2 protein-coding genes are annotated in these 1,974 nt (G+C 42.6%); one reads left to right on the top strand and one right to left on the bottom strand.

What is annotated here, in order from left to right:
• Window positions 1-400: 400 nt before the first annotated feature.
• On the bottom strand, window positions 401-907 hold the full coding sequence (locus L1D31_RS22395) for an HNH endonuclease signature motif containing protein (RefSeq protein ID WP_239839142.1): 507 nt from the start codon (window positions 905-907) through the stop codon (window positions 401-403).
• A 342-nt stretch (window positions 908-1,249) separates the two neighbouring features.
• On the opposite strand from L1D31_RS22395, the gene L1D31_RS22400 reads away from it, so the two are divergent.
• Window positions 1,250-1,741 (top strand): hypothetical protein, encoded by a 492-nt coding sequence (locus L1D31_RS22400; protein ID WP_239839143.1) that lies wholly within the window; start codon window positions 1,250-1,252, stop codon window positions 1,739-1,741.
• Window positions 1,742-1,974: the final 233 nt, after the last annotated feature.

Raw genomic sequence — 1,974 nt, forward strand, 5'->3', positions numbered from 1 at the left:
TTCTAAGTGCGGACATCATATACCTTTCATTCTCAGTGAGGTGTGTGTAAATCATGGTTTTTCACTTCTTGGCGGGAGTAAAACTTATGAATAGCACATCTCACTGTTTTAAATTTCAGGGGTGTCGCACTTCGTACTTGAATCCAAGGCATATAACAAGCAATTTAAGAGGGATTCACAACGCTTGGCACTTTCACTTCAAGCCAGTTTAGTGTTTATGGCACAATGCTTTAGGTTGCTTTAAGTCTTTACAGTTTTTATTGTTGTACTCAGCCACTTCGAATCTTTCTTTATCGCTAGTTTCTGCAGCTATGTGGCTCAAACTTTTTCAGGTGAAGGCTTCATTTAACTGGCAAGTTTTGACGTCAGTGATTGAGAGTTTTCCGCTTTAAGAAGCCACTTAATCGTCACCGTCATTAAGGCGGAGCCCAACTAGGAAATCAATGCGCTGAGCTGCAGCTCGTTCAAATGCTCCCCGGGTATTACCCGCTGGAGCGCGCGCCTCCGGATGGGCACCATTACATAGAGCACAAATGGCACGCAAATTAGCCGGATCATTATATAGGAGTCGTGCTTCTAGGTTAGTCATCGGTGAGCCGGGGTGACGGAATCCATCTAAATACATATTCCAGGGAACGATATGATCTATCTGAACTGCTTGGGGAGACATAATAAAACCACAGGTTTGGCAACGAGTTAGTGGTGTATTTGTGGTTCTGTCCCACTCTAAACTCTGATACAGCCCTCGACGTATCTCAGCAAACCAGCCAGGTCTGTTGACCCAGCCGTAGTGGTTATTGTAGCCACCATAGGTAAGGTTATCTGCTCTATCACCATAGGCTTCATTTACAGCATCAATAACTTCCGTCCAGTATCTTCCTGAAGCGTTTTTGCTTTTAACTCCCATAAGTCGGTCTCCTGGTTAAAAATAAAAATAAGCTTATCTTGTCCCAGCTATATTCACTCGGTTATACCGCTTTAATAATACGGCTAATCCATGTCCTAATCGGGCTCTTCAGTGTTGTGGCCTTGTTAGTCCTGTGCAGCTAGCAAAGGTAGCATACCTAACAATCAGCTTAAGACGGACAACCAACGCTTGGCAGTTTTGTGTTTGGCTGGGTCAAGTGTTTACAGTGGCTTGTTTGAGTTTTAAGGTATTGTTGGTTGCCGCTTAGCAAGGGCGTTATGTGCACAGGAGGTTTTGGTGGAATATAAAGATATTATTACATTAGGAATATCGATCGTAGCTGTGTTGATCTCATGTTTTACACTCTACCTTTCGCATTTCCGCCGTTCCTCAAAAGGTGTACTAACTCTATGTAGTCATTACTTTTGTCAGTCTACAGATGAGAACGGCTTTGCTCGAGAACTGACATATACATTTAGTAATACAGGCCAACAGGAACTCTTTGTTAAGGACACTCCAGTGTTATTGGGAGCATCTCCTCTTGGTCCATTAAGACACGATTCGGTTTACCTAAATATCGATATTTATGACAAGGAACGATACATTGTTAAACCTGGTCAAATTAAAGTCTTCACTATCAAATATGATCTCGACTTTCCATTGCCGCCAGACTTAGATCGTACGGTCGACAAATTTACGATCGTATCATTAGAGGTTATCTCAGCGAATGGCTCTCGGTATGAAGTCTCACATGATATTTCAGACATTGGCCCGACATTGCCTGGAATAAAAGACAAACTATGGAAAGGTGTAATGTTAGGAAAGTGCACATAACAAAGCATTTAAGAGTGATTCGCAACGCTTGGCGCTTTCGCTTCGCTCAAGTATAGCCAAGCGCCGCTCACACCTTAATGAGGCGTTATGGTGCTCGGAGGTAATATGTTAATTCAAAACGTATCAGTGGATGACATCGATGCTGTGCTGAATCTTGTCTCTGCAGTTTCAGCTTTAGATATTCTTCCTTTGTTTGGTGAAGAAGGTAAGCAACAGTTTAACGAACGAATTGT

The sequence above is a fragment of the Vibrio sp. Isolate23 genome (genome assembly GCF_022398095.1).
GTDB lineage: Bacteria > Pseudomonadota > Gammaproteobacteria > Enterobacterales > Vibrionaceae > Vibrio > Vibrio coralliilyticus_A.

Excerpts from the sequence above, each read along its gene's own strand:
- L1D31_RS22395 (WP_239839142.1), bottom strand. The coding sequence starts at position 907 with ATGGGAGTTAAAAGCAAAAACGCTTCAGGAAGATACTGGACGGAAGTT.